This window comes from Stutzerimonas stutzeri (genome assembly GCF_024448935.1).
Taxonomy (GTDB): Bacteria; Pseudomonadota; Gammaproteobacteria; order Pseudomonadales; family Pseudomonadaceae; genus Stutzerimonas; species Stutzerimonas stutzeri_AO.
On record NZ_JAMOIE010000166.1, the window covers coordinates 1 to 3,802 of the forward strand.

The 3,802-nt window shown below is 62.4% G+C and carries 2 protein-coding genes and 1 pseudogene; 2 read left to right on the top strand and 1 reads right to left on the bottom strand.

All coding sequences use genetic code 11. From position 1 onward, the window contains the following. Window positions 1-38 precede the first annotated feature (38 nt). Window positions 39-1,355: pseudogene (locus tag NA637_RS25585) on the bottom strand (IS4 family transposase). Between the two features lie 103 nt (window positions 1,356-1,458). Between NA637_RS25585 and NA637_RS24190 the strand changes: the two are divergent. Together NA637_RS24190 and NA637_RS24195 are read left to right on the top strand one after the other, a co-directional pair. Continuing rightward, entirely contained in the window at window positions 1,459-2,226 is a 768-nt protein-coding gene (locus NA637_RS24190; RefSeq protein WP_256075049.1) for an SDR family NAD(P)-dependent oxidoreductase, read from the top strand. Between the two features lie 336 nt (window positions 2,227-2,562). Beyond that, window positions 2,563-3,633, top strand: a complete 1,071-nt coding sequence (locus NA637_RS24195; protein WP_256075058.1) for a transposase — start codon at window positions 2,563-2,565, stop codon at window positions 3,631-3,633. Window positions 3,634-3,802 lie beyond the last annotated feature (169 nt).

Genomic DNA, 3,802 nt, shown 5'->3' on the forward strand with positions numbered 1-3,802 from the left:
CGAAAAAGGGGTCTGTGCCGAATGGCACTGACTTAGCCTTAGCGCTTCGGATGCCCATGAACTCGCACCCCCTCGCGCGCAAGGTATCGATGTCTGGTCAATGGCGGAAACGCTTTCGGTCGCCGTTTATGGGCGCGCGGCTCAATGCGCCCGGATCGTTGGCCGACGCGGCGTCTGGCGATTAGACGCAGCAAGGCTTTCAAGGTCTCTGGACCGGGAAGCACCAAGTGTTGCCGATATGCCATGCATAACGGCGCCGCATGCCTGAAGCTGAGCTGGCGCGGCAGCAGGTCCGCAATGCAGGCTCCTTGCAACATCATGCGACGAATCAAGTTGTACGCCAGCAGATACACCCAGATCTCTTTGATAGCCATGGCAGGGCTTTTGCAACTGAGCGTCTCCATACCTATCGTGGCCTTCAGGCAGGGAAAGTCCAATTCGACATTCCAGCGCTGTCGGTAGAGCGACCTCAGTTCGTTTTTAGGCACTTGCTTCGGGCTGAGCAGCGTCGTCACCAAGGTTTCCCCGCCCACGCGAAGCTCGCGAACGGTCAACGTGGCGGGCGCCTGCGCATATTGCTCCGCGGTCATCCATCCTGCCGCACTATCGGCTTTTCGAGTACCACCAAATGGTCACGTTCGTGCAGGCGACAGCCGCGACGGAAATCCGTAGCCCGGCGCCGCGCCCCGTGCTGTTCGAAGACGCCGTCGACCCTACGGCGCTGCAGTTCAGCCAACAAGAAGTACGTCAAAAAAGGCGTCGCCGACCAGAACGGTGTTGCTTTCGAGCCGATCCAGCAGTGGCGCAGCAGCGTCTGCTCGTCGTTTCCCTTGCCGTGATACGCGCAGGTCGCGGCGTCCAGCACGGCGCCGCTGGATAGACAAAACAACGCGAGCAAGCGGCAGATTGGAAAACCCAAATCAGGCTTCTGCGATGTCGGCTGTGGAAACGCGGCCTGGTTCGTCGGTGTATCCGCCATCGACCAACCGAACCAGACGTCCTTGCCATTTCCAAGCGGGTAGCGTCGACGCGGTCATCGCCTGACCGGTGAAACGCACCAGAGACGACACCATAGCCTGCGGCAGGCGCTGCCGCGTCCGGCAGTATGCGGCCGTTGAAGTGCTGCATGCTGACAGTCCGCTAGCCATTCGGCGCACCGAGAACTCATGGATCGCGTTCTGGCACGAGCGCTCATCATTCAACGCCTGTGCCATGAACATCGTCAATGTCTCTGTCGGCGGCAGCAGGCGCTCACGATGGTTCGGCAGCAGCGACTCGACCTGCTCGAGCGTGGCGTCATCAGTGAGCAAATCGAAGAATGCATAAGCGTCCGTCCTGTGCCAGAGTGTTGGTATCCAACTTCACCTTAGTATTAGAGTCGATTTCGCTTAAGTCAGTGCCATTCGGTACAGACTCCCTTTTTTTTTGTTCATCGTAGAAGCATAGGAGATCAACCTCATGAAGCGTCTGAATGGAAAAGTTGCATTGATTACTGGTGGCGGTGGTGGAATCGGTGCCGAAACAGCGCGCCTCTTTGTTGCCGAAGGTGCGCGCGTGGTGCTCGCCGACGTGCAAGAGTCCGCACTGCAGTCCGTTGTGCAAGAAATCGGCGTCGACGTTGCGAGCTACATCGTGACCGATGTGTCGGACGAGAAGCAGATGAAGCAAGCTGTGGATGCCGCCGTGGAGCGGTACGGCCGGCTGGATGCCCTGCTCGCGAATGCCGGCACCGAAGGACGCATTGTTCCGCTGGTGGAATACGGGCTCGCAGATTTTCAAAAGGTCATAAACGTCAATGTGATTGGCGTGTTTCTCGGGCTCAAATACGCGATCCCAGTGATGCAGAAGCAACGCGGTGGCAGCATCATCATTACCTCGTCGATTGCTGGGCTCAAGGGATTTGCCGGGTTGTCGGCCTACGTAACGAGTAAGCATGCCCTCGTCGGCATGATGCGCTCCGCAGTGCTTGAAATCGGCAATTCGGGCATGCGCGTCAACACGATCCACCCGTCTCCAATCGAAACGAGGATGATGCGCTCGATCGAAGAAGGTGCGGCACCCGGCCAGGAAAGCGCGGTCAAGAAGCAGTTCGAGGCGTCAATTCCGGCCGGGCGCTACGGTACGCCCGGCGAGGTCGCGCAGACCGCCCTATTCTTGGCGAGTGACGAGAGCCGGTTCTGCACGGGCGGACGCTACAACGTGGATGGTGGAATGTCGGCTGGGTAGGTCCATGAGGCGGGCCACCCGTGGCTGGAACTGGAGAGAAGTGGCATGTCAAAAAATCGGGTCTGTGTCATTCCGTGCGGTAGCCAGCAGGGTTGACATAGTGTAGCGCGCAGGGCTGGATGCGCGCCCCGACATGTGGAAGGAGGTGCGCGTTGTCCGATCCGATGCAGGCGTTGTTCACGGCAGCCTTGGGCGTGCAGGCGCCGTGGAAGGCGGCCGATGTGCGGTTCGAGGCGGCCGCACACACGCTCCATTTCGACCTAGTGTGCGGGATTACGCATCTGCCCTGCCCGGTGTGCGGGGCGGCGGATCAGCCGATCCACGACCGGCTCAAGCGTGACTGGCAGCACCTGCACTTCTTCCAACATCAAGGCGCTGCTGCACGCGCAGGTGCCGCGGGTGCGGTGCCTGCGCTGCGGCGAGCACGGCGAGCACGGCGAGGCGGAGGTCAAGCAGGTCGAAGTACCCTGGGCCCGCGAGCGCAGCGGCTTCAGCTTGCTGTTCGAGGCGATGTTGGTGACCCTGGCGGGCATGTCCAAGCTGCCGGTCCGCCAGATTGGGGCCCTGCTGGGCGTCAGCCCGGGGCGGCTGTGGCGCTCGCTGGGTGCGCTGGTGGAGCAGGCGTACGCGCAGGCGGACATGAGCGGGGTCAAGGGGATGGGGATCGACGAGAAGCACGTCGGCCGCGGGCGGGTGACAGTGGTGCATGAGGCCGGCGGCACCGGCCGGGTGCTGCACATCAGCGAAGGGGCCAAGGCCCAGAACGTAGGGCACTTCGTGGAGGCCCTGCACGCCCATGGCGGGGATGCCGAGGCGATCCGGGCGCCGCACGCTGGACATGGGCAGGAACTTCATCACCGGGGCCAGTGCCACCTGCCGCAGGCCGAACTGTGCTTCGACCCATTGCACCTCATCAAGCTGGCCAACGAGGCGGTGGACACGGTGCGGCGGGCCGAGGTGGCCGAGCATCCCGAGCTCAAGCGCACGCGGTATCACTGGCTCAAGGATGCCGGTGACTGGACCGGCAAGGAGGTCGACCTGCACTGGCCGCGGCACAGCGGGCTGAAGACCGCGCGGGCCTGGCGCATGAAGGAGCGGCTGCGCGACATCCTGGCCTGGCGGCATGTGCCCTGGGCGCCGGTGGCGACCTTGTTGCAGGGCTGGATCGGCTGGACGCGGCTGGCGCCGTTCAAGCGGCTGGGAGCGACCCTGAAGACCCATCGGGAGGGCGTGTGCAACACGCTGCGTCACGCCAACTCCAACGCCCGGGCCGAATCGATCAACGCCGACATCCAGGCCGTCATCGCTCGCGCCCGCGGCTTTCGCACCTTCGCCCACCTGCGCACGATCGTCTACCTGCTCAAGGGCGGCCTGGACCTGCCCACCTCACCCTACGCACGCGCTTAACCCAGCGGCGGATCTTCTGTCATCCACACTAAACGGTACAGTTTGCATCGCCGCATGACGCCCGAGTGCATCCGCTCAGCTCGTTGTGCCAAAGCCAGCCAACCTGGCTAACCACCTGAAAATAGAACGCTTTATCGCCGCGAAAGGTTGACACAGGTTCGTCAGCCTG

Bases quoted from the DNA above. Each gene is read 5' to 3' on its own strand.
- NA637_RS24190 (WP_256075049.1), top strand. From the start codon at position 1,459: ATGAAGCGTCTGAATGGAAAAGTTGCATTGATTACTGGTGGCGGTGGT.